Source organism: Rhizobium sp. CRRU65, assembly GCF_048551595.1.
GTDB classification, from domain to species: domain Bacteria; phylum Pseudomonadota; class Alphaproteobacteria; order Rhizobiales; family Rhizobiaceae; genus Rhizobium; species Rhizobium leguminosarum_J.
Genome location: NZ_JBLYZH010000014.1, coordinates 91,501 through 116,498, shown reverse-complemented (window position 1 = coordinate 116,498; position 24,998 = coordinate 91,501). Strand labels below are relative to the sequence as shown.

24 protein-coding genes and 1 riboswitch are annotated in these 24,998 nt (G+C 61.2%); of the genes, 12 read left to right on the top strand and 12 right to left on the bottom strand.

Annotated features, from left to right (window positions below; all coding sequences use genetic code 11):
• Positions 1–40: 40 nt before the first annotated feature.
• Positions 41–997 (bottom strand): transketolase family protein, encoded by a 957-nt coding sequence (locus tag ACM5SV_RS25580; RefSeq protein WP_017994288.1) that lies wholly within the window; start codon positions 995–997, stop codon positions 41–43.
• Positions 997–1,806, bottom strand: coding sequence for a transketolase (locus ACM5SV_RS25575; protein ID WP_017994289.1), 810 nt, complete (start codon positions 1,804–1,806; stop codon positions 997–999). The genes ACM5SV_RS25580 and ACM5SV_RS25575 overlap by 1 nt, the downstream gene beginning before the upstream one ends.
• A 205-nt stretch (positions 1,807–2,011) precedes the next feature.
• Here ACM5SV_RS25575 and ACM5SV_RS25570 point away from each other — a divergent pair, with 205 nt between their 5' ends.
• From ACM5SV_RS25570 to ribB, 6 genes are all read left to right on the top strand, one after another.
• Positions 2,012–2,992 (top strand): ABC transporter permease, encoded by a 981-nt coding sequence (locus ACM5SV_RS25570; protein WP_012757735.1) that lies wholly within the window; start codon positions 2,012–2,014, stop codon positions 2,990–2,992.
• Between the two features lie 117 nt (positions 2,993–3,109).
• Positions 3,110–4,039, top strand: coding sequence for a sugar ABC transporter substrate-binding protein (locus ACM5SV_RS25565; RefSeq protein ID WP_003540275.1), 930 nt, complete (start codon positions 3,110–3,112; stop codon positions 4,037–4,039).
• 28 nt (positions 4,040–4,067) lie between these two features.
• Positions 4,068–5,546: a sugar ABC transporter ATP-binding protein gene (locus tag ACM5SV_RS25560; protein ID WP_020486983.1), complete on the top strand. Its 1,479-nt coding sequence runs from the start codon at positions 4,068–4,070 to the stop codon at positions 5,544–5,546.
• A 20-nt stretch (positions 5,547–5,566) separates the two neighbouring features.
• Positions 5,567–6,355 carry an SDR family oxidoreductase gene (locus ACM5SV_RS25555; protein ID WP_128407320.1) on the top strand — a complete coding sequence of 263 codons (789 nt, stop codon included), beginning with the start codon at positions 5,567–5,569 and terminating at the stop codon, positions 6,353–6,355.
• A 276-nt stretch (positions 6,356–6,631) separates the two neighbouring features.
• Entirely contained in the window at positions 6,632–7,414 is a 783-nt protein-coding gene (locus ACM5SV_RS25550) for a glucose 1-dehydrogenase (protein WP_017994294.1), read from the top strand.
• Between the two features lie 195 nt (positions 7,415–7,609).
• A riboswitch (FMN riboswitch) is annotated at positions 7,610–7,760 on the top strand.
• A 126-nt stretch (positions 7,761–7,886) separates the two neighbouring features.
• Positions 7,887–8,522 (top strand): 3,4-dihydroxy-2-butanone-4-phosphate synthase, encoded by a 636-nt coding sequence (gene ribB / locus ACM5SV_RS25545; protein WP_012757739.1) that lies wholly within the window; start codon positions 7,887–7,889, stop codon positions 8,520–8,522.
• A 229-nt stretch (positions 8,523–8,751) separates the two neighbouring features.
• On the opposite strand, the gene ACM5SV_RS25540 is transcribed toward ribB, so the two are convergent.
• Positions 8,752–9,519: an SDR family oxidoreductase gene (locus ACM5SV_RS25540; RefSeq protein WP_222014892.1), complete on the bottom strand. Its 768-nt coding sequence runs from the start codon at positions 9,517–9,519 to the stop codon at positions 8,752–8,754.
• Positions 9,520–9,847: 328 nt separating this feature from the next.
• Between ACM5SV_RS25540 and ACM5SV_RS25535 the strand changes: the two genes are divergently transcribed.
• From ACM5SV_RS25535 to mobB, 3 genes are read left to right on the top strand one after another with little or no spacing between them, the layout of a single operon-like run.
• On the top strand, positions 9,848–10,756 hold the full coding sequence (locus tag ACM5SV_RS25535; RefSeq protein ID WP_012757741.1) for a DMT family transporter: 909 nt from the start codon (positions 9,848–9,850) through the stop codon (positions 10,754–10,756).
• Positions 10,757–10,765: 9 nt separating this feature from the next.
• Complete coding sequence (gene mobA, locus ACM5SV_RS25530; RefSeq protein WP_222014893.1) at positions 10,766–11,395, top strand: molybdenum cofactor guanylyltransferase MobA; 630 nt, start codon at positions 10,766–10,768, stop codon at positions 11,393–11,395.
• A complete protein-coding gene (gene mobB / locus ACM5SV_RS25525) occupies positions 11,392–11,913 on the top strand; it encodes a molybdopterin-guanine dinucleotide biosynthesis protein B (RefSeq protein WP_017994298.1) in 522 nt (173 codons plus the stop codon). The genes mobA and mobB overlap by 4 nt, the downstream gene beginning before the upstream one ends.
• On the opposite strand, the gene ACM5SV_RS25520 is transcribed toward mobB, so the two are convergent.
• The 3 genes from ACM5SV_RS25520 to ACM5SV_RS25510 all read right to left on the bottom strand — a co-directional run bounded on the left by ACM5SV_RS25520 (position 11,845) and on the right by ACM5SV_RS25510 (position 16,525).
• On the bottom strand, positions 11,845–14,010 hold the full coding sequence (locus ACM5SV_RS25520) for an ATP-binding protein (protein WP_017994299.1): 2,166 nt from the start codon (positions 14,008–14,010) through the stop codon (positions 11,845–11,847). The two genes, mobB and ACM5SV_RS25520, sit on opposite strands and share 69 nt — an antisense overlap.
• On the bottom strand, positions 13,985–15,496 hold the full coding sequence (locus ACM5SV_RS25515) for an ATPase domain-containing protein (protein WP_222014895.1): 1,512 nt from the start codon (positions 15,494–15,496) through the stop codon (positions 13,985–13,987). The genes ACM5SV_RS25520 and ACM5SV_RS25515 overlap by 26 nt, the downstream gene beginning before the upstream one ends.
• Positions 15,497–15,631: 135 nt before the next feature.
• Positions 15,632–16,525: a LysR family transcriptional regulator gene (locus tag ACM5SV_RS25510; protein ID WP_017994300.1), complete on the bottom strand. Its 894-nt coding sequence runs from the start codon at positions 16,523–16,525 to the stop codon at positions 15,632–15,634.
• A gap of 123 nt (positions 16,526–16,648) precedes the next feature.
• Between ACM5SV_RS25510 and ACM5SV_RS25505 the strand changes: the two genes are divergently transcribed.
• Positions 16,649–17,044: a cupin domain-containing protein gene (locus ACM5SV_RS25505; protein WP_017994301.1), complete on the top strand. Its 396-nt coding sequence runs from the start codon at positions 16,649–16,651 to the stop codon at positions 17,042–17,044.
• Between the two features lie 13 nt (positions 17,045–17,057).
• On the top strand, positions 17,058–18,047 hold the full coding sequence (locus ACM5SV_RS25500; protein ID WP_222014897.1) for an aldo/keto reductase: 990 nt from the start codon (positions 17,058–17,060) through the stop codon (positions 18,045–18,047).
• A gap of 101 nt (positions 18,048–18,148) precedes the next feature.
• Here ACM5SV_RS25500 and maiA read toward each other — a convergent pair whose 3' ends face one another.
• From maiA to ACM5SV_RS25470, 6 genes are all read right to left on the bottom strand, one after another.
• Positions 18,149–18,784, bottom strand: a complete 636-nt coding sequence (gene maiA, locus ACM5SV_RS25495) for a maleylacetoacetate isomerase (RefSeq protein ID WP_029870778.1) — start codon at positions 18,782–18,784, stop codon at positions 18,149–18,151.
• A gap of 19 nt (positions 18,785–18,803) precedes the next feature.
• On the bottom strand, positions 18,804–18,965 hold the full coding sequence (locus ACM5SV_RS25490; protein ID WP_017994304.1) for a hypothetical protein: 162 nt from the start codon (positions 18,963–18,965) through the stop codon (positions 18,804–18,806).
• Positions 18,966–19,031: 66 nt separating this feature from the next.
• The gene (locus ACM5SV_RS25485; RefSeq protein ID WP_011652269.1) at positions 19,032–19,448 is read right to left on the bottom strand and encodes an organic hydroperoxide resistance protein; all 417 of its coding nucleotides are present in this window, start codon (positions 19,446–19,448) and stop codon (positions 19,032–19,034) included.
• Positions 19,449–19,637: 189 nt separating this feature from the next.
• Positions 19,638–20,960, bottom strand: a complete 1,323-nt coding sequence (locus ACM5SV_RS25480; RefSeq protein WP_017994305.1) for an ATP-binding protein — start codon at positions 20,958–20,960, stop codon at positions 19,638–19,640.
• Positions 20,957–21,697 (bottom strand): response regulator, encoded by a 741-nt coding sequence (locus ACM5SV_RS25475; protein WP_017994306.1) that lies wholly within the window; start codon positions 21,695–21,697, stop codon positions 20,957–20,959. The genes ACM5SV_RS25480 and ACM5SV_RS25475 overlap by 4 nt, the downstream gene beginning before the upstream one ends.
• Positions 21,698–21,823: 126 nt before the next feature.
• On the bottom strand, positions 21,824–22,873 hold the full coding sequence (locus ACM5SV_RS25470) for an alpha/beta fold hydrolase (RefSeq protein ID WP_128407252.1): 1,050 nt from the start codon (positions 22,871–22,873) through the stop codon (positions 21,824–21,826).
• 349 nt (positions 22,874–23,222) lie between these two features.
• On the opposite strand from ACM5SV_RS25470, the gene ACM5SV_RS25465 reads away from it, so the two are divergent.
• Entirely contained in the window at positions 23,223–24,998 is a 1,776-nt protein-coding gene (locus tag ACM5SV_RS25465) for a cytochrome c biogenesis protein DipZ (RefSeq protein ID WP_017994308.1), read from the top strand.

The window sequence follows — 24,998 nt, the reverse complement described above, 5'->3', positions numbered from 1 at the left end:
GGGACGACAAAAAGCGTCCGGGCTGATCACGTCATCCCACTTACTTGCGCCTGATCAGCGACTGCGCGGCGTCGGCGATTGCGGACGGCGCCATCCCGAATTCGTCGAGCAGGAACTCTGCCGAACCGGTCGGAGCGTAGACGCCGGGAACGCCGAGACGTTTCATCGGGACCGGAGCATTGTCGACCACCACTTCGGCGACCGCGGAACCGAGCCCGCCAAAAATCGAATGCTCTTCGGCTGTGACGATCGCTCCGGTTTCCTTCGCCGCGGCGATGATGGCCTCCTCGTCGATCGGACGAACCGTTGCAAGGTTGAGCACTCTGGCGTTGATGCCGCGTTCTGCGAGGATCTCGGCGGCCTTTAAGATTCGATGAGTCAAAGTGCCGTTTGCGATAAGGGTGACGTCGGAACCCTGGCGAAGGAGGTTTGCCTTGCCAAGTTCGAACTTGTGACCCTCCGGAAGGAGATCAGGCACACCTACGCGAGACAGACGCAGGAAACAGGGGCCGTTATAGGCCGCGGCCCACTCAACCGCAGCAGCTGTTTCGATGCGGTCACAAGGCGCAATGACCGGAAGATTAGGCAGAACCCGCGTCCAGGCGAAGTCTTCGATCGAGTGATGGGTCGGGCCGAGTTCGCCATACGCCATTCCGGAAGAAATGCCGACCAGCTTGACGTTGGCATTCGAATACGAAATATCGGCCTTGATCTGCTCCAGCGACCGTCCCGTTAGAAACGGAGCGGCGGCGCACACGAACGGAAGGCGTCCGCCATTGGCGAGGCCTGCTGCAACCCCCACCATGTTCTGCTCGGCGATGCCGACATTGACGAGGCGCTCTCCAAATTTCGCCTTGAAGCCGCCGAGCTTGGAGGAGCCCACGGAGTCGTTGCAGACGGCAACGATCGTTTCGTTTTCGGCTGCCAGCCGCTCAAGCGTGGTGGCGAATGCGTCGCGGCAATCGTAGAGCTTGGATGCGTTTATTGACGCGTTCATTACACTGCCTCCGACAATTCTGCCAATGCGATTTCGTATTGTTCCTTGCTCGGTACCTTGTGGTGCCAGTCGACTCGGTCTTGCATGAACGAGATTCCATGCCCCTTGTTGGTGTGGGCCACGATGCAATGCGGTCTCGATCCCCGGTGTTCGAGGGCTGAAACGACTTCGCTCATATTGTTCCCATTGATCTCGGTGACTTCCCAATCGAAAGCTTCAAGCTTCGGACGAAGCGGGGCGAGATCGTTGGTTTCCGCCAGGGCGGCGCCCTGCTGGAACCTGTTGTGGTCGATCACCAGCGTCAGGTTATCGAGCTTGAACTGCGCGGCCGCCATGATCGCTTCCCAGTTGGAACCCTCCTGCATCTCACCGTCGCCGGTGACGACATAGGTGTGATATTTCGCGCCTGAGAGCTTGGCGGCTTTTGCCATTCCTATTGCGACTGGAAGACCGTGGCCGAGCGGCCCGGTATTCGTTTCGACGCCAGGAACCTTGTTGCAATTTGGATGCCCGTTCAGCCTCGAATGCGGCTGCAAGAAGGTGGAAATCTCTTCCTCCGGGATGAAGCCGCGTTTTGCGAGCGTCACATACAGAGCGCATGCAGTATGTCCCTTCGAAAGAACGAACCTGTCGCGGCCGGGGTGCTTCGGCTGATCGGGCCAGACATTCAGCACACGAAAATAGAGGGCAGTCAAAATGTCGATGACCGACATTTCCCCGCCAATATGGCCGGCGCCCGCTTCAAAGACCGCCTGGAGATCGCGCAATCGGATCTCGCGAGCGACCCGCTCGAGTTCTGTCGTATTCATGGATTCCTCTCATGCATAAATATTCACTTATCAATATTTTTGCACAAGACACCGATTAGTCAAGTCCTTTAAGTGCTACACCAACAGTTGCAAGTCTAGAAATCCTGTTGACAGCCGGAAAGCAACTTGTTAATGAATTTTCCAGCATCAGTGAATATTTATTCGTAGAATGAATTAGCAATCAGCCTAGGCATAGGGAGGAACAATGGTGGCGCTCGATATCAATGAACACGGGCTTTCGTCCGGCGCCTGGTTGAGCAAGCTCAAGGGAGCCACCGGCCCGCTCGTGGGGCTGCTCTTGCTCTGCGTCTTCCTGAGCCTCAGCACCGACACGTTTCTTTCGGTTCGGAACGGTCTCAACATCCTCGATCAGATCACTGTCCTCGGCATCATGGCTGTCGGAATGACCTTTGTCATTCTGATCGGCGGCATCGATCTTTCCGTCGGCTCGGCACTCGCTCTTGCGATGATGGTCATGGGCTGGACTGCGAATGTCGCCGGCCTACCGCTGCCGGTCGGGATCGTTTTTGCTCTGGTCGCATCGGGCATTTCGGGCCTGATCGTCGGACTTCTGGTGACGCAGTTCAGGGTTCCAGCCTTTATTGCCACTCTTGCGATGATGTCCGCGGCTCGCGGCGTCGCAAATATGATCACGGACGGCCAGCAGATCGTCGGATTCCCCGACTGGTTCATGATGCTGGCAATCGATCGCCATTTCGGCGTGTTGACAGCCACTGTGTTTCTCATGCTTGCGGTTGTTCTTGCGGCCTGGCTTTTCCTGCACTTCCGGTCCGAAGGTCGCATGCTCTACGCGGTGGGAGGAAATCCGGAAGTCGCGCGCCTTGCGGGTATCAACGTTCCGCTCGTGACGATTGGCGTCTACGTCGCAAGTTCAGTCCTTGCGGGGCTCGCAGGCATCGTACTCGCCGCCAGGCTGGATTCCGTCCAGCCGTCCAGCGGTCTGGGCTATGAATTGGACACCATCGCAGCAGTCGTCATCGGCGGGACTTCGCTTTCGGGGGGGGCGGGCGGTATCGGAGGAACACTGATCGGCGTTCTTATCATCGGCGTCCTTCGCAACGGGCTCAATCTTCTCAACGTCTCGCCGTTCCTGCAGCAAGTGATCATCGGCATCGTCATCGTGCTCGCGGTCGGCGCGGAGACTATTCGTCGGCGTCGCGCCTGACGAGCGGGGTCCGCCGCGTCGGCGGACCAGGAATTCCGCTCCAAGGGTTTGGGGCGGATCAATACCCCGAGGGGGAGGACATACCCGAGGGTTCCATCAAACAACGGAGGAAATACAATGAAAATAGCGCGCACCATGCTCGCGTCTGCCGCCCTGCTCGGTCTCATGCTCGGCCCAGTACACGCGGCGGAACTGAAGAAGCTCGGCTTGGCCGTTGCCAACCTTCAGGCAAACTTCTTCAACCAGATCAAACAATCCGTCGAAGCCGAAGCCAAGAAGCGCGGCATCGAAGTCATCACGGTCGACGCAAAGGGCGACGGGCCGACGCAGGTCAACCAGATCCAGGACCTCCTGACCCAGAAGATCGACGCGCTGATCTACATTCCGGCAGGTGCGGCGGCTGCGACCGTTCCGGTCAAGCTCGCGAAGAGCGCTGGTATTCCGGTCGTGAACGTTGACCGCAACGCCGAGGGAGCACCGGGCGATACCTTCCTTGCAACGGATTCCGTCGCGTCTGCCAAGGCCGTGTGCGACTACATTCTGAAGGAAGCCGGCGGCAAGGGGAAGATGGTCATCATCCACGGCCAGAAGGGCACAACGCCGGAAGTCGATCGTTCGAAGGGTTGCGCTGAATCTCTCAAGGCATATCCGGACGTCAAGGTTGTCGCCGAGCAGTTCTCGAACATCTGGAGCCAGGACGAAGGATTCCAGATCATGCAGAATATGCTGCAGGCAAATCCGGACGTTTCGATCGTGTTCGCCCAGGCCGACGGCCTTGCCCTTGGCGCCGCGCAGGCGATCAAGGTCGCCAATCCTTCCCAGAAGATCGTGGTTGGCGGCTTCGATGGTGACACAGCAGCTCTCGAAGCGCTCAGCAAGGGTGTCTTCAACGTAACGGCGACCCAGCAGACGCAGAAGATGGGCCGCGACGCGGTTGAAAACGCCGCCAAGCTTGTCGCCGGAGAAAAGGTGCCGCCGGTCCAGCTCCTGGATGCCACGCTGACAACCAAGGAAAACGTCGCAGGCTTCATCGCCAACCATCCGTAATGAAGTTGATGTCTTGAGGAGGTGTGCCGTGACTGATCCAGTTCTTTCCCTGAGGGGCATATCCAAATGGTATGGGCCGCTCCAGGTTCTGAAGAATGTCAGCTTGGACGTTTATCCCGGCGAAGTGGTTGCACTTCTCGGTGAAAACGGCGCAGGCAAGTCAACGCTATCGGGCATTATCGCCGGGTCACGCACGCCGTCCGAAGGATCAATGACATGGCTGGGGCAGCCTTATGCCCCGGCCACCCCAAGGGAAGCGATCGACAAGGGCGTTGTCCTGATCCATCAGGAGCTGCAGCTTCTGCCGCAGCTGTCGATCGCGGAAAACGTCTTCATCGGACGTTGGCCGATGAAGAACGGCGTCGTCGACCGCGCCCAGATGGTTCGCCGGGCCCAGGACCAGCTCGCTCGCTTGAACCTTCACATCCCTGCAACGCGGACGGTCGCCGGCCTTTCCACGGCAAATCAGCAACTCATCGAGATCGCCAAGGCGCTGGCTCTCAATGCAAAGCTGCTGATCCTCGATGAGCCGACGGCCGCCCTTGGCGGCGCGGAGACGGAAGCTCTTTTCGAACAGGTTCGGAAGCTTCGCTCAGAAGGTGTCGGCATCGTCTACATTTCCCACCGCATGGAAGAGATCAAGCGAATAACCGATCGGATCGTCGTTCTTCGCGATGGCGAGCGCGTGCAGGAATTCTCCGACAGCGCGACACCGGTGCGAACGATCGTCGAGAGCATGGTCGGACGCCCGCTTGACCGCTTGTTCCCTGCCCTGCCGGTTCCGACAGAGCATCCAGTACTCCAGGTGTCGGGGCTGTGCTCGCCGGACAACTCATTCCGCGACGTTACCTTCGATGTGCGCGCCGGGGAAATTCTCGGAATCGCCGGACTGGTCGGCGCCGGCCGCACGGAACTTGTCCGCGCCATTTCGGGCGCGGACCCAATCAGTGCAGGTTCGATCAAGCTGGAAGGCGAAGAACTCAGGCTGCGCGATCCGGCGGACGCGATCGCCAAGGGCATCGTGATGGTTCCGGAAGACCGCAAGGAGCAAGGCCTCGTTGTCGGGCACCGGATCGGCGAGAACATTATCTACGCCAATCTCGACAAGCTGGGCGGGCGTTGGATTACGCCGAGCGTCAAGCGCTCGTTTGCGGAGAAGGCAGTGGCCAAGTTCGGCGTGAAGGGCCGTGCGGAGCAATATGCCTCGGACCTGTCCGGCGGCAACCAGCAGAAGGTGGTCATCGCGAAATGGCTGATGCGCGATCCTAAGGTCGTCGTGCTCGACGAACCGACGAGAGGCATCGACGTCGGCGCCCGAGCCGGTATCTACGACATCATCGTCAATCTTGCCAAACGGGGCGTGGCGGTCATCGTCGTAAGCTCGGACCTCGAGGAAGTTCTCGGAGTCTCCAATCGCATTCTCGTGCTTGCGCAAGGCAAACAGGCAGGCATTCTCAATCGTGACCAGGCAAATGACGTTTCGGTCATGGAGCTAGCCACCATCTAAACAGACAGAAAGGAAGAGCGGTGTCCGACATCACTCTGAACGCCCCGAAGCTTTTCGATCTCAGCGGCCAGGTTGCCATCGTTACAGGAGCCGGGAGCGGCATTGGGCAGCGCATTGCCATCGGCCTTGCGCAATGCGGCGCCGACGTGGCGCTGCTCGACCGCCGAACCGACGACGGGCTGGCCAAGACGGCTGAACATATTCGCGCCGCCGGCCGCCGCTCGATCCAGATCGCGGCGGATGTCACCAGCAAATCTTCCCTTGGAGAGGCAATAGCACGGACCGAAGCCGATCTCGGCACGCTGACGCTTGCAGTCAACGCGGCAGGCATCGCTAACGCGAACGCCGCGGAAGAGATGGAGGAGGACCAATATCAGACGTTGATGGATATCAACCTGAAAGGTGTCTTTCTTTCCTGCCAGGCCGAGGCTCGCGCCATGCTCAAGAATGGACGCGGCTCCATCGTCAACATCGCTTCCATGTCCGGCGTGATCGTAAATCGCGGGCTGAGCCAAGCGCACTATAACGCCTCCAAGGCGGGCGTCATCCATATGTCGAAGTCCATGGCGATGGAATGGGTCGACCGCGGCATTCGCGTCAACACCATCTCCCCCGGATACACGGCAACGCCCATGAACACCCGTCCGGAGATGGTCCACCAGACCAAGCTCTTCGAAGAGCAGACGCCGATGCAGCGCATGGCAGCGGTGGACGAGATGGTAGGCCCGGCGGTGTTTCTGCTGTCGAATGCAGCAAGTTTCGTGACCGGCGTCGATCTTCTCGTCGACGGCGGTTTCTGCTGCTGGTGATGAGAAAGCTCATTGCCGCTGCTGGAAAGTGACCGATCTCGCTTCCTCCCTGGCTGAGATCGAGGCGCTGAAGGGACCAACGGGCAAGACGGCGTGCGATATCGCCGTCTTGCCCGCCCTTCACGCTGATCGAACGGGTTGTCGAACGGACCGAGGGCTCGGATCGTCATCGGCGCTCTAGACTGCCTGAATTCGCGACAACCGTTTGATCTCCAATAATGATCGCATGGTAGGTCGCACCCAGATTTGCTGTTTATCGACGGACAAGGAAAGAGCATGAAACGCTTTGAGCAGAAGACTGTCGTCATTACCGGGGGTAGCCGCGGCATCGGAGCGGCGATCGCCAAACGCTTCGCGAAAGAAGGCGCCAATCTCGTCGTCTCGGCCAATGAGGACCTGGTCCACGGCGTCGCCGAACAGATCCGGGCCGAAGGCGGCAAGGCGATCTCCTTCATCGGCGATGTCACCGACAAGGCAAGCGTCACCGCCCTCTACGATGCCGCCGAGAAGGAATTCGGCTCGGTCGACGTTTCGATCCAGAATGCTGGCGTCATCACCATCGCCCGCGTCGAGGACCTGACCGAAAACGAGTGGGACAAGGTCATGGCCGTCAACACCAAGGGCGTCTTCCTCTGCGCCCAGGAGGCAATATCACGAATGCGCAAGCACAAGCGCGGCGGCCGCATCATCAACACCGCTTCCGGCCAGGCGCGCGACGGCTTCATCTACACCCCGCATTATGCCGCCTCGAAAATGGGGGTCGTCGGCATCACCCAGAGCCTGGCCAAGGAAGTCGCGACCGAGAAGATCACCGTCAACGCCTTCTGCCCCGGCATCATCGAGACCGACATGTGGGCCTATAACGACCAGGCCTGGGGCAAGCTGCTCGGCAACTACGCCCCCGGCGAGCTGATGAAGGAATGGGTCGAGGGCATCCCGATGAAACGGGCCGGCTCTGGGGAAGATGTCGCAGGCCTGGTGACCTTCCTCGCCAGCGATGACGCCGCCTATATCACCGGCCAGACGATCAATGTCGACGGCGGCCTGATCATGTCCTGATGCAGGCGCCCAAAATTGCGTAGCGGTTTTGGGACAACGACATGCATCGAACAAAGAGCAAACCACCAGCGAAGTGCGGAAGGCGACACGGTCGTCGCCTCCGTGTGAACAGTGTGTCCATCGGCGTCAGGGCAGCTTTGCATTTTTGCCTGGTCGAGTGACCTTGCCATCCGCCTGTTTTTGATCCTATCTTTGAAGTGTTCTCAGGGCGGGGTGTAATTCCCCACCGGCGGTATCAGGAGCAATCCTGGAGCCCGCGAGCGCTTCCGGCACCTCCTGTCGGAAGGTCAGCAGATCCGGTGAGATGCCGGAGCCGACGGTATAGTCCGGATGGAAGAGGACAACACGGGCAGTCGCACTCCATCCCGGAGTCGGCCGACGTTTGTTCGCCCAAGGGCAGAAGGCTCGCTCACGGACTGAGCCGAGCAGACCATGTCAGTCAGCTGACATAACCCTTGAAAGGCCAGACAGCATGACTATCGCAACAATCGAAGATGCCATATCAGCCATTGCCAGCGGCAAGATGGTCGTCGTCGTCGACGACCAGAACCGGGAAAATGAAGGTGATATCGTGGTCGCGGCCGATGCCGTCACCCCTGAGGCAATCGCCTTCATGATGACCCACGCCCGTGGACTCGTCTGCATCGCCATGGAAGGCGAGCGTCTCGATGCGCTCGATATTCCGCTCATGGTGCCCAACAACACGGAATCGCACAAAACCGCCTTCACGGTCTCGGTCGATTATCTCAAGGGCACGACGACCGGTATCTCGGCTGCCGACCGCGCCGCCACCGTCCGCGCCCTGGTCGACGATCGCGCAAAGCCCGCCGAATTCGCCCGCCCCGGCCATATCTTCCCGCTGCGCTCCAACCCCCGCGGCGTGCTCGGCCGCCCCGGCCACACCGAAGCCGCCGTCGATCTCGCCCGCCTCGCCGGACGGATCCCCGCCGGCGTCATCTGCGAAGTCGCCAACGACGACGGAACCATGTCCCGCCTGCCCGAACTCACGCTCTTCGCCGAACGCCACAACCTCCCCCTCGTCACCATCGAGGACCTGGTCGCCTATCTCGACCGCCAGGCGGCAAAAGACATACGCGAAGTCGCCTGATCTGCGCAAAGCGGCCAGCCCCGTCCTTCGAGGCCCCTGCGGGGCACCTCAGGATGAGGCTGGAGAGAGGTTGCGACCTGGTTCAACGGGAAGCGCAGCGGCATGGCACACGGACCAGCCCTCATCCTGAGGCACGCAGGCCGCAGGCCGCAGCCTCGAAGGACGAGGGCGGGTGGCTGGGTCCCAGACGCGCACGGCTGGTTGCCACAGCACACCCTATTTCCTGCCCCTATGTTCGGCTGATCGAAACCCCACCATCTGCCAGCATCGCCGTGCCGGTCACGAAGCTCGACATGTCGGAGGCGAGGAAAAGCGCCGCATTGGCGATCTCTTCGGGTTGCGCCATGCGTTTCAGCGCATGCAGCCCCTCCACGAAGGCGAGCACCTCCGGCGTGGCATCAGGCGCGTTGGTGATGCTGGCGGGTGTGTCGGTGCCGCCGGGAAGCAGTGCGTTGACGCGGATCTTCTGCGCTCCGAGTTCAGCGGCGAGCACCTGCACGAAGCCGATCAGCCCCGCCTTGCTCGCCGCATAGGCGGCCATGCCAGGCATGCCGACGGTGTGGCCGACGAAAGTCGAGGTGAAGATCAGCGATCCGCCGCCTTTTGCCATCGCCGCCGACTGGTGTTTGGCGCCGAGGAAGGCGGCGGTGAGATTGGTCTCGATCGTCTCGCGCCAGCCCTCCAGCGACAGCCCGGCGACCGGCCCCATCTCACCGAGGATGCCGGCATTGTTGAAGGCGATGTCGAGCCCACCGAAGCGCGAGACCGCCGTTTCGACGAGCCTTGCCTGCAGCGCCTCATCCCTGACATCGCCTGATATGGCGACGGCCTGACCGCCCTCCGCCTCGATTTCCGCGATGACGGCACCGAGCGCGTCCTGTCGCCGGCCGGTGACCACGAGCTTGGCGCCTTGCCGCGCAAAGAGTTTCGCCGCCGCGAGGCCGATGCCGGAGCTTGCGCCGGTGATGATGGCGATCTTGTCTTTGAGAAGTGTCATATCGGTCTCTCCTGGGTTGTTGCGAGATCTGAGATGCTCAAACATCAGGCGATGCAGCCACCCGTTTCCCGCGCAGGAAGAGAAAAATGCCTATGGCCGAACCGGCAGTGCGACGGCGCGTCCTCATCGACGCCTTGATTACGGCGTCGGAACTGTCGGAATTCAGCTTATAAAACGGAGATTTGCCTGGACCTCCACCCACACGCCTGCGTTGACATCAGCGCCATTGTGCACCGCATCATCGATTTATGGCTGGTGTGACATTCATCCGATTCCCTTCATGCATCTTCGCGACTAAAAGGGGCGCACAGGTAACGGGAATCTCTTCATGCCGCGGTCACGCAATACTGAGGGCGCCATCTATATGAGCATGGCGATGGCCGGCTTTTCTGCAAGCGACGCTCTATCCAAATCGGTGATCGCCTATATGAACGCCGGCGAGATCATGTTCCTGCGCGGCCTCTTCACCAGCCTGCTCGTCTATCTGATCGCCTGGAAAATGGGCGCGCTGCGCTCCTGGCGCATCATGCTGCAGCCGATGATCATCTTCAGGATCATCTGTGAGACGCTCTCCGCCGTCACCTATATCACCGCGCTCGGCATGATGCCGATCGCCAATGCCTCGGCGATCCTGCAGTCGCTGCCGCTGGTCGTCACCTTCGGCGCTGCCCTCTTCTTCGGCGAGCCGGTCGGTTGGCGGCGCTGGTCGGCGATCCTTGTCGGCCTCGTCGGCGTGATGATCATTATCCGTCCCGGCCCTGAAGGATTCACCGCCGCCGCCCTCCTCTGCGTCGCCGCGGTGCTGACGACGGCCGGCCGCGATCTCGCCACCCGTAGCATCAGTCCGGAGATTCCCTCGCTGATGATAACCGTCATCACCGCCATATCAGCCTCCTTCTTCGGCGCGCTGCTCATCCCGGTGCTCGGCGGCTGGCAGCCGGTCAGCGCCGCAGCACTTGGGCATCTCGTACTCGCATCGGTGCTGGTGCTCGTCGGCTACCAGTCGGTCATCCTCGCCATGCGCACCGGCGAAATCTCTTTCGTCGCGCCGTTCCGCTATACCAGCCTGATCTTCTCTTCTGTGCTCGGCTTCTTTTTCTTCGCGGAAGTGCCTGACAGCTGGACGCTCGTCGGGGCTGCGATCGTCATCGCCTCCGGCCTCTATACGTTCTATCGTGAGGCCAAGCGCCGTGTGTCGCCGATTGCGCAGGAATCCGCGCCGCGTGCGCCGGTTTGAGGAAGGATGATGGCTCAATTCTCGTTGGATAAATCTCATATAGCGGGCGTCGTATTGGCCGGCGGCCGTTCGCAGCGCATGGGCCGCGACAAGGCAGGCGTGATGCTTGGGGCCGAGAGCCTGCTCCGCCATGTGCTGACCCGCCTCTCGCAGCAAACTTTCCATGTTGCCGTCAATGCCGATGCCGCCGCCGAGGGTGTGCCTGTCATTCCCGACCGTTTTCCCGGCAAGGCCGGGCCGATGGCCGGTATCCATGCCGCCATGGTCTATGCCGCCGGTCTGCCCTCGATCACCCATGTCGTCACCGTCTCGGTGGATTGCCCGTTCTTCCCGACCGATCTCGTCGCCCGGCTGGCGGCCGCGGTCGAGCACGCGTCGCAGATCGCAATTGCCACCTCCGAAGGCCGCAGCCATCCGGTCTTCGGGCTCTGGCCGGTGACGCTGGCCGCCGATCTCGAAGCCTGGATCGCCACCGACGAGAAGCGCCGTGTGCGCGACTTCCTGTTGCGGCATGACGTTATGGAAGTGGCGTTTCCGCTGCATCCGACCCGCGCCAGCCTGCTCGACCCCTTCTTCAACATCAACACGCCCGACGATCTCGTCGAGGCGGAACGCTGGCTGGAGGCCCTTCGCGTATGACTGCACCGAAAATCTTCGGCATCGCCGGCTGGAAGAACTCGGGCAAGACGGGTCTCGCCGTCCGGCTAGTGACGGAGTTCACCCGCCGCGGTTACAGGATCTCGACGATCAAGCACGCCCATCATGATTTCGACATCGACAAGGTCGGGGCCGACAGCTACCGCCATCGCCAGGCCGGCGCCCACGAGGTCACCATCGTCTCCGGCACCCGCTACGCCATCATGCACGAGCTGCGCGGCGCCCCCGAACCTGAGTTCGAAGAGATCCTCGCCCGCCTCGCCCCCTGCGATCTCGTGCTGATCGAAGGTTACAAGCGCGAGCCGATCCCGAAGATCGAGGCCCGCCGCCTGGAAGCGGCAAATCGCGAACCGTTGGCGCCGAGCGATCCCCATATCTGCGCCATCGCCGCCGATCATGCCGTCACCTATACGGCCCTGCCGGTCTTCGATCTAGACGACACAGGCGCCATCGCCGATTTCATCGCTGACATCGTTGGCCTTGGACAGGCGAGGCTTTGAACCACCTGCGTTGCCGCCGGATCTAAGAAGCGGAACCGTTTCGCTTGCCATCGCCTTGGCGATTTCCTTGGCGAGCTGAGCCTGATCATAGGGCTTTGCCAATCTCGGAAGATCGATATCGGTGCCGGCAGGAAGATCGGCGTAACCTGTCGCCAGCACGATCGGTAACCCCGGATGAATGTCCCGCGCGGCCTGGGCAAGCTGTGCGCCGGTCATGCCAGGCATCGAATAATCGGTGATGACAAGGTCGAAATGCTGGCCGCTGCTGATCAGTTCCAGTGCCTGCGAGCCGGAATTTGCTTCGACGACCTCGTGGCCGAGATCTTCAAGCATGTCGACCGAACTCATGGCGATCAAGGCATCGTCGTCGACCAGAAGTATCTTCAGTCTGGACGCAGCTTGCGGAACGGGCAATTCCGCTTCGATCGCCCGCTCGGGGCGCCGTTCCGTCGCCGGAAGCCACAGCTCGGCGGTCGTTCCCACTCCAAGCTCGCTGGTCAGACGAAGTGCACCATTGAGCTGAACGGCCAGTCCGTGGATCATCGATAAGCCTAGGCCCGTGCCCTTTCCGAGTTCCTTGGTCGAGAAAAACGGATCGATCGCCTTCTTCAGCGTCTCCGCATCCATGCCGGTGCCACTGTCGGCCACCGCCAGCACCAGATAGGCCCCCTCGCCGAGAGCGCCGTCATCGCCGGGCACCTGCTCCTCGCGCAGCGATATGGACAGGGTCCCGCCATCCGGCATCGCATCGCGGGCATTGACCGCGAGGTTGAGCAGCGCCAACTCGAGTTGGTTCGCGTCGATCAGCGCCGGTGGCAGCGTCGCCGGCAGGATGGTTTCGATGCTGATCGAGGATCCGACCGAGCGCCGCAACAGGTCGTTCATGCCGGAGACCAGCTCGGCCAGATCGATGGGCTTGACCTGCAGATCCTGCTGTCTGGCAAAAGCCAGCAGCCGCTGCGTCAGCGCCGCCCCGCGCCGCGCGCCCTGGATAGCCCCGTCGACCAGACGCGTCGCTTTGGCATCTCCGCCAACGTGCTTGCCGAGCAGCTCCAGATTTCCGAGAACGACCATCAGCAGATTGTTGAAATCGTGGGCGACGCCGCCGGTCAGTTGGCCGATCGCCTCCATCTTTTGCGATTGGCGAAGCTGCTCCTCGGCTCTTTCACGCTGGGCGACTTCCTCAAGCAGGGTCTGGTGAGCGGCGTTGACCTCTTTGGTCCGTTCCCTCACGCGCTCTTCGAGGTTTTCATTGAGCCGCCTCAGATTTTCCTCGATGGTCTTGCGGACGGTAGTATCGGAGCAGACGCCGACGAGCTTCCTGGCGGAACCATATCTGTCGGAATAAAGCTGCGCATGGACCTCGGTCCAATGCAGTGATCCATCCGGCCAGATCGTCCTGTGCTCGATCGAATAGTCGCGTCCGGTATCGATCGTCTGGCGCAGGCGTGCCAGCACAAGGTCCCGGTCGTCGGGGTGAATGCTTGCGATCAGATCGTCGCGCGTGACATCATCATCCGGCTTTCGGCCGAAGACCGCTTTGCAGGTCGCCGAGGCCGACAAGGCCATCGAGGACAGCTCCAGCTCCCACGCCCCGAGACGACCGGCGGCAAGCGCCGTCTGCAACCGTCGCTCTCCTTCGCCCAGAGCCTCGAGCCGGGCTCGCGCTTCATATTGGCGCAGGCGCCCCTTCAATGCGGTCCGGGCAACGCTGATGAAGGAGGTCGCATGGAACGGCCTTTCCAGGAAAGTGACGTTGCCAAGAACCTCGGAAAGCCTGGCAGCGGCCGGATTTCGTTCAGGTCCCCCGCCGCGTTGGGTGAGAACGATGAACGGCAGGTCCGACCAGCTCGGCTGTGCTGAAACCCAGGCGGCGATCGGTTTGAGATCGCTCGAGCGAACGGCCTCTTCCGTCAAGACGCCAAGCGCAACGTCGTCGCTGAGCGATGACGCGAACATAGACAGGTCGGTGGCAGCAATCGATGCCAATCCGGCCTCATCGACCAACGATCTCGCCACCCAGGCATCACGACCGGCGGGGGTGTAGATCAATGCTTTCGGTTTTCCGGAATTAGGAATTGCCGCTGTCCCCGCCATCGGTCTTTAGGAGCGGCGTTGAGGTCGCGATAAATTCGGGAACGCCGCGAAGCACGCCCTGGAACCCGACGAGAGGATCTCCAAACCTCAACCCGGAGGCGTCGATACGATACTCGCGGATGGTATCCTCGTGAAAGCCGGTCCTCTTCTTGATCACCGAGACTGCCCGCCGCACCTTTCCCGCAGCCTCGAAGTAACGCAGCAGAATGACGGTATCTGCGAGATAGGTGACGTCGACAGGGGCTTTCATGTCACCGACCAGCCCGTGCTGGGCAACGGTGAGAAAGGTGTTGGCGCCTTGCCTGTTCAAATATTGCAGCAGCTCATGCATATGAAGGATCAGCGAATTCTCATCCGGCATCGAAGCCTGATAACCATTGATACTGTCGATGATAACGGTTTTCGCATCCGACTTGTCGACGCAGCTGCGCACGCGGTGGGCAAATTCGCCCGGCGACAGTTCGGCGGCATCGAGCTGTTCGATGTGGATATGACCGGCGTCCCGCATTGCTTCGAGATCTATTGCGAGCGCCTTCAGCCGCGTGAAGAGCAGGCCCAGCTCCTCGTCAAAAATGAAGGCCGCCACTTTCTCGCCGCGCGCGACCGCAGCCACCAGGAATTGAAACGAGAAAGTGCTTTTGCCGGTGCCGGCAGGACCAAGGATGAGTGTGCTGGAACCTCGCTCGAGGCCACCTCCCAGAAGAAGGTCCAGTTCCGCAATATTGCAGGAAATCTGATCGCGGGTGTAGCTCGACCTGTGTTCGGCGGCGACGAGCCGCGGAAAGACGATAACGCCGCCAGTCTGGATGATGAAATCGTGATAACCGCCTCGGAAGGCCTGACCGCGATATTTTATGACCCTTAGACGTCGGCGTTCGGAGCCGTAGTTCGGCGCCATCTCTTCGAGATGGATCACGCCGTGAACAACGCTGTGCACCGTCTTGTCGAGCACGTCGGAGGTCAGATCATCGAGCAGAAGGACTGTCGCGCCCTGCCGGGCAAAATAGTGCTTGAGCGCGAGGATCTGCCGGCGGTAGCGTAGTGAGCTTTGTGCGAGCAGCCTGATCTCCGACAGACTGTCGAGAACCACGCGACGTGGCTTGACCCGCTCGAAAGCGGCAAAGATTTCCTTTGTCGTCTCTCCGAGTTCAAGATCTGATGAATAAAGCAGGCTTTGCTGCTGGTCGGCATCCAGCAGGCTTTCCGGAGGCACGACCTCGAAGATCTCGATATTGCCATCGATCACCATGCCATGCGATGCGGCCCCGGCTCGGAGTTCGCTCTCGGTCTCTGAAAGGGTTATGTAGAGCCCCTGCTCGCCGAGCCGTGCACCTTCGATCAGAAACTGCAGCGCGATCGTCGTCTTCCCCGCTCCCGGGTTTCCTTCCAGGAGAAACACGTGGCCCGGCGAAAGGCCCCCCGCCAGAACTGTATCCAAACCGGACACGCCGGTCCGAGCTTTCGTGGCAGGTGCCGCAGTATTCATTCACTGTTTCCTTCGATTTCAAGTGTGAATTAGCGGCGAGTGATGGAATGTCAAATCACTGGCAGGCATGATTTCGCTTCCGACAAGAGCCGGTCACTGGTGGCTGCCTGTCCGGGCGACTCGAAACGGTGGGCGTTATGGTCGATAGCGAAGTGCATCGACGAGCAGAGCAAATGCCGGCGACGTATGCCGGCGGCTCGGATAGTAGAGATGGTAACCGGAAAACGGCAGGCACCAATCCTCGAGGACGCGCACCAGCCGTCCATCGGCTAGATGCGCGTCGACCAAGTTCTCCGGCATGTATGCCAGCCCCAGACCTGCCAGTACTGCGTTCAGCCGCAGCGCTATATTGTTGAATACCAATTGCCCTTCGACCCGAACCCTGAGTTCGCGCCCATCCTTCTCGAACTCCCATGCATAAACGCTGCCATAGGTCGGTAGGCGCAGATTGATGCAATTGTGATCCGTAAGCTCCTGTGGCGTCAGTGGTTTCGGCCTGGTGCCGAAATAGGCGGGAGAACCGACCACGGCCATGCGCATGTCGGGGCCAATGCGCACCGCGATCATGTCTTTCGCCACCTGTTCGCCAAGCCGCACCCCAGCATCGTAACGCTCGGCGACGATGTCGGTCAGACCGTAGTCGACAATGATCTCGACATTGATATCGGGATAATCGGGCAAGAGCTTTTGCAAGGCGGGCCAGAGGACGACATCGGCCGCATGCTCGCCGGCATTGATGCGGATGGTGCCTGCCGGCTTCTCCCGGAACGCACTCAAGGCCGCCAGCTCGCTCTCGATCTCGTCGAGCCGCGGTCCGATGGAGACGAGCAGGCGTTCGCCCACCTCTGTCGGCGCGACGCTGCGGGTCGTGCGTGTCAGCAATCGCAGTCCAAGCCGCTCCTCGAGCCCGCGGATGGTGTGGCTGAGCGCCGATTGCGACACACCCAGCTTGCCCGCCGCCTTTGTGAAGCTCTGTGCGCGTGCAACGGCGAGGAAGGCGATGAGGTCGTTGACGGCGGGGCGCGGCATTGATGAAACTTTCTCATGGGTTCTTGCCGTTTATACCATCTAATCGCGACCCGGCGCACGCCCTAAATACCTTGCTACTCGAGTGGACACGTCCACCCCGGCATCGAAAGGAAGAAGATAAAGATGGATATCAAGCGAAGCGGTTCGCAGCCTTCGGCCAAAGGACCAGCCGATTGGTTTACCGGCAGCGTGCGTGTCGACCCGCTGTTTGCCGTGACCAGCCCCGCACGCGCGGCTGGCGCCAGCGTCACCTTCGAGCCCGGCGCCCGCACCGCCTGGCACACCCATCCGCTCGGCCAGACGCTGATCGTCACATCGGGCTTCGGTCGCGTGCAGCGCGAAGGCGGTCCCGTCGAGGAGATCCGCGCCGGCGACGTCGTCTGGTTCGCGCCGGGTGAACGCCATTGGCACGGCGCATCGCCGACGACGGCGGTGACCCATATCGCCATCCAGGAACAGCTCGACGGCAAGGTCGTCGACTGGATGGAGCATGTCACCGACACGCAATACCAAGGTTAGAAAAGGAATTTCTATGCAGAAGCGTGAACTTGGAAAGAGTGGACTTCAAGTCTCGGCCATCGGTCTCGGCTGCATGGGGCTGAGTTACGGCTATGGCCCGGCGACAGATATTCAGGAAGCGACCGTACTGATCCGGCGGGCATTTGAACGCGGCGTGACCTTCTTCGATACGGCCGAGGCCTACGGCCCCTATAAGAACGAAGAGCTTCTGGGAGAGGCCCTCGCCCCCTTCCGCGAGGAGGTGGTGATCGCCACGAAATTCGGTTTCAACTTCGATGCCAATGGCGGCCAGAGCGGCATGAACAGCCGGCCCGAGCAGATACGCGCGGTGGCCGACCAGGCGCTGAAGCGTTTGAAGACCGATGTCATCGATCTCTTCTACCAGCATCGCGTCGATCCCGATGTTCCGATCGAGGATGTCGCCGGCACGGTCAAGGCGCTGATCGCGGAAGGCAAGGTCAGACATTTCGGCCTCTCGGAAGCGGGCGCCCAGACGATCCGCCGCGCCCATGCCGTCCAGCCGGTGGCGGCGTTGCAGAGCGAATATTCGCTGTGGTGGCGCGAGCCCGAACAGGAAATCCTGCCGACGCTGGAAGAACTCGGCATCGGTTTCGTGCCGTTCAGCCCGCTCGGCAAGGGCTTCCTGACTGGCGCGATCAGCGAAACGACCACCTTCGATAGCAAGGATTTCCGCAACGTCGTGCCGCGCTTTTCTCAGGAGGCGCGAAAGGCCAACCAGGCGCTCGTCGATCGTCTCGGAGAAATCGCCGCCCGCAAAAAGGCAACCTCCGCCCAAGTGGCTCTCGCATGGCTGCTGGCGCAGAAGCCCTGGATCGTGCCGATTCCCGGCACCACCAAGCTGCATCGCCTCGAGGAGAACAACCAGTCCTCCGAGATCGAACTGACGGCCGAGGATCTCCGTAGCATCGAAAGCGCGCTCGCCACGATCAAGGTGGAAGGCGATCGTTATCCCGCGCATCTGCAGGCAAGGGTCAACCGCTAAAAGCGACCGACGGGCCATGAAGGTGACGTCTTATCGCCAAGGCTAGAACACCAGAAGAGAATCGGCCGCAGTCACTTGCGGCCGATTCTTCATAGATTGGATCATTGTCTCGGGGCCGGTGCGTTCTCCTGGAAAGCCGGTATCGCCTCCAGTCTGGCGACAATCTCCGCGATATTCGGCCAGCGGGCGAGATCGAAGCCGAGGCGCCGAGCGCTGATCGCCTGCGGGAAGAGAAAGATCTCGGCAATACCAGGCTGATCCGCAACAGCGAAAGCCCCCTGCCTGTGGCCGGCGATCATCGCCTCGACCGCGGCCATTCCTTCACCGACCCAATGACGATTCCAGGCAGTAATGGCATCGGCATCCGCCTGGAAGACCTTGCCGAGATGCAGACCGATCCGCGGCGGCAGCAGCGCGTGGATCTCGGCTGCGATCGCAAGCGCGATCGACCGCGCCTGCGCCCGGCCTTCCGCGGTGTCAGGCAATAGCGGCGGTTCAGGCTTTATCTCATCGAGATATTCGACGATCGCCAGCGACTGGGTAATGAGGACACCACTATCCGTCAGCAAGGCGGGCACGAGCCCCTGCGGATTGATACTGCGATATCCGGCCTGCCGGCTCTCGGAATTTTCGCCGAGGATGGTGACCGGCAGCGCTTCGGCCATCAATCCTTTCAGGGCAAGTGCGATGCGGACTCGAGATGTCGCCGAGGAAATTTCGTTCTGATAGAGTTTCACTGTCTTTCTCCCTGGTGATCTAAAAGAACAGCTGGAGCGGCAGTCGCTCCCCTGAGGATGAAGCTGCGGATGCCGCCGTCACCAGGCCGGCAAGCGGCGACGGCTCCTGTGACGTTACATCGTAGATGCAGGGCGCTGCGAAAATCGTCGCCCCCAGAATGCAGATGATCATCAGTCTCATTGGTTCCTCCATCGACGAGGCCCGACTGGCCTCGTCATGTTTCCTTTTGGCGATCGATCCCATCTGTCAGGCAATGCTCAATTCGACATTGATATTGCCGCGGGTTGCTTTCGAATAGGGGCAGGTCCGGTGCGCTTCATCCACAAGCGCCCTTGCCAGATCCGCTTCGATGCCCGGAAGGCTGACCTTGAGGCGAGCCTGCAGGAAATAGTCGCCGTCGGTCGCCCCGAGATCGACCTCGGCGTTGACGGCGGCATCTGCAGGAAGCTTGACCTTCAGCTTGCCGGCAGCAATGCCGATCGCGCCGATGAAGCAGGCAGACCAGCCGGCGGCGAAAAGCTGTTCGGGATTGGTGCCGGCACGGTTGCTGCCCGGAGGCGAAAGCTTGATATCAAGCTGCCCGTCGTCGCTATGCGACGCGCCGTCGCGCCCGCCCGTCGTGTGGGTCTTGCCGGTATAGAGAACCTTGTCGATCTTTGTCATGGAACACTCCTTTGTTGCGTCGCTAAAGGCGACTGGCCGCGGTGCGCGGCCGGGTTGACGGAGTGTGGTTTGACCGACGGATATATCCGCCATGTTTCCGAAATCGCCCGAAATGTCACAAAACGTAGCATCCGATATCGAAGACATCTTTACATACAAACATCTCGAATTTTGTGGTGACTGCCGATGTCAGCGGATGGTGACTTCCGCAGCCAGCCCGCCGCCGGCGCGATTGTAGAGCCGGAGCGACCCGCCGATCTTGGCCGTCAGTTGCTGGGCGATCGCAAGACCGAGACCGGTGCCGCCGGTCTCCCGGTTGCGGGATTGCTCCAGCCGGAAGAAAGGCTGCATGGCGGCTTCCAGCATATCGTCCGGAATTCCAGGCCCGCGGTCCATGACTGATATGACGATATCGTTCTCGGCGCTACGCTCGACGCTGATCTCGGCAGCACCGGCAAACTTCAGCGCATTGTCGATGAAATTCGACAGGATGCGGCGAAGAGCATGCGGCTTGGTAATGGCGGCGCCCTGAACCAGGCCGACGACCGTGACGGCCTTTCCGGTATCCTGGTAGTCGTAGGCTATGCTGTCGATGAACGAGGCGAGATCGATGCGGGCACTCTTCTCGCCATTGCCATGCGCACTGCGTGCATAGGCAATGCCGTCCTGAACGAGGCGCTGGATCTCGGCGAGATCGTGCACCAGCTTGTTCTTCTCAGGCGAATCCTCCGCCATGTCGGCACGCAGCCGCATGCGGGTGATCGGCGTCTGCAGATCATGCGAGATTGCCGCCAGGATCTGGACACGCTCTTCGAGGTAATGGGCGATCCTCTCCCGCATCGCATTGAAAGCCCGTGCCGCATGCGCGACCTCGCTCGGGCCTGCCTCACTCAAAGCCGGGCCGTCCTTGTTCGGGTCGAGCGCATCGGCGGCGGCAGCAAGCTCGCCGAGCGGCCGGATTGCCTGGCGAACAGCAAACCAGGTACAGAGGATGAGCAGCGCCATCTGGATAACGAAGACGTAGGGCAGCCATGCGGCGATCGGCATGACGCCCTTCGGCGTTACGTCGATCGTCAAGGGGCTTCCGTCGCTCAGCGTCAAATGCGCCTGCAATCGGTTCACATCGCCAGGAATTCGTTCGATACGGATCGGAAAGCGATGCCCGATGGCCTCCTCGATTTTTCCTGAGATTTCTGCCCCTTTGCTTGACGTATCAGGCACGCCGGGAAGACCGGGTCCGAGCACGAAACGGTAATTGCCGCGGCTCAGCCGGTCGAGCAGCTCGCCGCGTTCGCTTGGCGGAAGCCGATCGAGAACAGCAATCGATGTTGCCACGTCATTTTCCAGCGTGCCGAGCATCACCGCCTTGGCCGACATGTACCGCTCCATATAGAGCACACTGAAGGACAGACCGTAGGCGAGGGCCAGTCCGATCAGCAGGATCAGGAAGATCCGCGACCGCAACGTGCTCGGCCACGTCAGCCCCGAACGCAAGGGGATTGCCGCCTTCATCGGCGCGGCTCCGATATTTCGACCGGAACCGAAAACACATAGCCTTCGCTGCGCACCGTCTTGATATAGGTCGGTTCGCGCGCATCGTCGCCCAGCCGTTGACGCAGGCGACTGACCAGAAGATCGATCGAGCGATCGAAGAGATCGGCGTCGCGCCCCTGCGTCAGGCTCAAAAGCTGGTCGCGATTGAGCACTCGCTGCGGATGGTCGATGAAGACGCGAAGCAGACGGTATTCGGCGCCGCTCAGCGCAATCGCGGTCCCCTCCTTGTCGAGAAGGTGCCGGGCCACCGTATCGAGCCGCCAGTCGCCGAAAGTCAGCAATTGCCCGGCTTCGCTGATCTGCAGGTTGGGCGGCAGCATCCGCGTGCGTCGCAGCACCGCCTTGATGCGGGCGAGCAGCTCACGCGCAGCAAAGGGCTTGGGAAGATAGTCGTCGGCGCCCATCTCCAGCCCGAGGATCCTGTCCATTTCGTCGGTGCGGGCCGTCAGCATCAGGATCGGGATCGCCTTGTGCCGGCCAGCGCGCAGTTCGCGGCACAGCACCAGCCCGTCATCGCCGGGCATCATCACATCTAGCACGATCAGGTCGACTGCATTGGCTTCGACAAAACTGCGCATCTGCCGTCCGTCGGCGGCAACGCTCGTGCGCAGGCCGTTCTTCTGCAGATAGCCCGATACCAACTCGCGGATTTCGCGATCGTCATCGACGATCAGGATGTGATCGACATGATCCATATTTCCCTGTTCCTTATCGATAGAAGCGGCCGCGCCGGTCGCTTCGTTCCCGACCGAAGCGACAGACGCGACCTACGCATATTCCGCTGGCCGGAGCAACGAGGCGCTGCAACCGGCATTGTCGACCTAGAAACGATCGACGTCTATGACCGCCTGCGCGAAGGCCTGCGGCGCTTCCTGAGGCAGGTTGTGGCCAATGCCGCCGCCGATCGTGCGATGCTCGTATTTACCGGAGAATTTTCCGGCATAAGCGGAAGGCTGCGGATGCGGCGCACCGTTTGCATCGCCCTCCATGGTGATGGTCGGCACCGAAATGACGGGCGTTGCGGCGAGCGTCGTCTCGTAGGCATCGTACTTGGCCTCGCCTTCGACAAGCCCCAGGCGCCAGCGATAATTGTGAATGACGATCGCGACGTGGTCGGGATTGTCGAAGGCAGCGGCCGACCTGTCGAATGTCGCATCGTCGAAGTTCCACTTCGGCGATGCCGTCTGCCAGATAAGCTTTGCGAAATCATGCGTGTTGGTCTCGTATCCCTGACGACCGCGTTCGGTGGCGAAATAGAACTGGTACCACCAGGCGAGTTCGGCTTTGGGCGGAAGCGGCTTCTTGTTGGCCTCCTGGCTACCGATCAGGTAGCCGCTTACAGATACCATCGCCTTACAGCGCTCGGGCCAGAGCGCCGCCATAATGTTGGCGGTCCGCCCGCCCCAGTCGTATCCGGCAATGACGGCCTTCTCGATATCCAGCGCATCGAGCAGCGCGATCATATCGGCGGCGAGCGCTGACGGCTGGCCGTTGCGCGGCGTCTGATCGTCCAGGAAGCGGGTCGTCCCGTAACCGCGTAGATAAGGCACAATCACCCTGTAGCCCGCCGCGGCAAGCAGGGGCGCGACATCGACGAAACTATAGATGTCATAGGGCCAGCCATGCAGCAGCAATACGACAGGGGCATCCGCCTTTCCCGCCTCGGCATAACCGATGTCGAGCACGCCTGCCTTGACCTGCTTCAGCGCTTCGAAGGACGTGTTGGTTCCGGGCTTTACAGCTGGCACCGAAGCGGCCGTCGCAGACGACTGGGCGGCGGCCCTGCCTGCCACGCCGAATTCGACGGCCGCAAGGGCGATTGCCGTCATGCCGAAGAAACGGCGGCGGTGATGGTTGATTTGCTCTGACATCGGTCTCTCCTGTCGAATGGATCACGGTCGCGAAAAGGCGCTCTACTTGTATCCCCGATATGTCGTAAGCAACCGTTTTTTGAATGCGGATGTAGCTTCCGGCCGCCTGGATACATTCCGATACAATCGCGCTGCCTCAGCAAGTGGTCGCATTGGCCGCAGCCGTTTCCTCGCCACCGCGGCAGTTTGTATCGCTTTGTATCGCCGCCCCCTACCCCGACACTTCGGTACATTTTCCCGCAAAGCCGGACACATCGGGGATACTTCACACCGGCCATATCCCCGCCGTTGCTGGTTCAGGCCCCATCGCCGCCCAGAGCCCGATCAATCGGTTTCAAAGGAAACGATGATGACACTTCTGATCATTGCCTATCTCGGAGGCGCGCTGACGATCCTCAGCCCGTGTATCCTCCCCATCCTGCCCTTTGTCTTCGCACGCGCCGGACAGCCCTTCGTCAGAAGCACGCTGCCGATGCTGGCGGGCATGGCCGCCACTTTCGCGCTGGTCGCCACGCTTGCTGCAGTCGGTGGCAGCTGGGCCATTCGCGCCAATGAATATGGCCGCCTTGCCGCCATCGTCCTGCTTGCCCTCTTCGGCGCGAGCCTGCTTTCGCCGCGTTTCGCAAGCACGCTTGCCCGGCCGGTCGTCGACCTTGGCAACAATCTTGTGAACGCCACCGGCGGCGGGCGCGGCACCACGACAGTGAAGAGCGCGCTTCTTCTCGGCGTCGCCACCGGACTGCTCTGGGCGCCTTGCGCCGGTCCGATTCTCGGCCTTGTGCTGACCGGAGCCGCATTGCAGGGCGCTAATCTGCAAACGACCTTCCTGCTGACCGCCTATGCCGCTGGTGCTGCAAGTTCGCTTGCCGTCGCCCTGCTTGTCGGCGGCAAGCTCTTCGCCGCCATGAAGCGCTCCCTCGGCCTTGGCGACCGGATTCGCCAGGTGCTCGGCGCTGCCGTGCTGGCGGGTGTCGCCGTCATCGCGCTCGGCCTCGACACCAGCCTGCTCGCCCGGCTCTCCTATGCCAGCACCGCATCGCTGGAACAGGCCGTGCTCGACAGGCTGCATGCAAAGCCGCTCAGTGGCGCATCTTCCGAGCTGGCGAGCAACGAGGTGATGATCGCCGCAGCCGATGCGAACAAACCCTTCCGTAGCGACTTGCCCGTCGAAGGCCACGCCCCTTCGCTCGACGGCGCGGTCGAATGGCTGAACTCTGAGCCTCTCACCACAGAACGGCTGCGCGGCAAGGTCGTCCTCGTCGACTTCTGGACCTATTCCTGCATCAACTGCATTCGTACCATCCCCTATGTCAGGGCTTGGGCCGAAAAATATGCGGACCAGGGTCTGGTCGTCATCGGCGTCCACGCCCCGGAATTTGCCTTCGAGAAGAAGATCGACAACGTCAAGAAGGCGATCGGCGACTTCCAGATCGGCTATCCCGTTGCGATCGACAATGATTATAGCATCTGGCGCGCCTTCGAAAACAGCTACTGGCCTGCCGCTTATCTGATCGATGCCAAGGGCCAGATCCGCTACCACCATTTCGGCGAAGGCAATTACAGCAGGACCGAAAAAGCCATCCAGGACCTGCTGCGCGAAGCCGGCAGCCAAACGACGGCGAGTGCGCCGGTCGTACCGGATGCCAAGGGTGTGGAAGCAGGTCCTGATCTCGGCAATATCGGCTCGGGCGAAACCTATCTCGGCTACGAACAGGCGGCGAACTTCGCCTCTCCCGAAGGGCTGCAGGCCGATACGGCGAAAAACTATTCGATCGCCGAACCCGGCCTCAATGGCTGGGGCCTGTCCGGAACCTGGATCGTCGGCCGGGATCAGGCGACGCTTGATCAGCCGGGCGGTGGCATCACCTATCGCTTCAGCGCCCGCGACTTGCATCTCGTTCTTGGGCCTGGTGCCGGCGACAAGCCGATCCGCTTCCAGGTGAAGATCGACGGCAAGGCGCCAGGGCCCGACCACGGCTCAGACATCGATGCCGATGGCAATGGCACGGTGACCGCGACGAGGCTTTATCAACTTGTCCGCCAATCCGGCACGGTCGCCGCCCGCAACTTCGAAATCCGCTTCCTCGACCCCGGCGTGCAGGCTTACGCCTTCACATTCGGCTGA